This is a genomic window from Kitasatospora sp. NPDC007106 (assembly GCF_040634455.1).
GTDB classification, from domain to species: Bacteria; Actinomycetota; Actinomycetes; order Streptomycetales; family Streptomycetaceae; genus Kitasatospora; species Kitasatospora arboriphila.
Map to the genome: position 1 here is coordinate 1 of NZ_JBEYFP010001297.1, position 1281 is coordinate 1281.

At 78.6% G+C, this 1281-nt stretch carries 1 protein-coding gene; it reads right to left on the reverse strand.

Annotated elements, in window-relative coordinates:
- Positions 1 to 1281: ATP-binding protein (locus tag ABZ641_RS37980; protein WP_359989189.1), on the reverse strand; the 1281-nt coding region annotated here is incomplete at both ends.

A 1281-nucleotide genomic window follows, 5' to 3' on the forward strand; every position in this document is an offset into this window, starting at 1 on the left:
GCCAGGGTCTGGCCGCGGCGGCGCTGCGGCAGGGCCCGGGCGGCGGGCGGGGTGTCGGTGCCGGCCCCGTTGCCGGCGTCGCTGTCGGTGGTGTCCGGGCCGTCGGTGCGCTCGGTGGTGTCGGTGCGCTCGGTGGTGTCGGCGCCCTCGGTGGCGCCGGTGGTGTCCGGGCCGGCCGGGCGGGCGGGCTCCAGGACGGCGCGGGCCGGGCGCGGTACCGCGGGGACGGGTACGGCCGGGGCCGGTGCGGCGGCCGCGGCGCGGCGCTCGGCCTCCAGGGCCCGGGCGAGGGCGGGCGCGGGGTGGCTGATCAGCTGTTCGGGGATCAGCACCACGACGCCGGTGCCGCCGCGGGCGGACGGCCGGAAGGAGATCGACAGGCCGTGCTTGCGGGCCAGCGAGCCGACCACGGCGAGGCCGAGCCGGGTGCCGGCGGAGAGCGCGCTGAGGTCCAGCGGCTGGGCGGAGACGGCCTGTTCGGCGCGGCGCAGCCAGCTGTCGCTGAGGCCGAGGCCGCCGTCCTCGACGGTGACGACGAGGCCGGAGTGCGCCTCCTCGACGTAGACGTGCACCTCGGCCGGCGGGGCGGAGAAGTTGGCGGCGTTGTCGAGGAGTTCGGCGAGGACGTGCATCACGCCCTCGGCGGCGAACCCGGCGACGGCGGCGGTGGAGGCGTTGTGCAGCCGGACCCGCTGGTAGGCGCCGATCCGGCCGAGGGCGCCGCGCAGGATCGACTCGACGCCGATCGGCTTCGTCCAGCGGCGGCCGGAGCGGGCGCCGGTGAGCACCGCGATGGAGTCGGCCATCCGCCCGACCTGGGCGGTGGAGTGGTCGAGGACGAGCAGGTCGCCGAGGACGTCCTCGCCGTGCCGGTGCTGCATGTCGCGCAGTTCCGCGTGCATGCTCGTGGCCAGCGCCTGGACGCGGCCGGCGGCGGTGGCGCAGACGGCGAGGGCGGCGGCGCGCTGGCGCTCGCCGCGGCCGACGGCCTCGGCGACGGTGCGCAGCAGGGCGTGGTGGACGGGCAGGTCGTGGCCGGCGAGGGCGGTGTCGACCGAGGCGCCGGCGCGCAGCCTCTCGACCACCCGGGGCAGCACCTGGTCGCGGAGGGCGGCCAGTTCGGTGCGTTCCCGGACGGCAGCGCTGTGCGCCTCGTGCAGGGCGGTGAGTTCGGCGCGTGCCGCATGCCGGTCGGCGCGGGCCTGCTCCAGGTCGGTGCGGATCTCCGCGGTCTCGGCCTGGGCGTTGGCGAGGGCGGCGCGCAGGGCGCCGGCCGCGGTG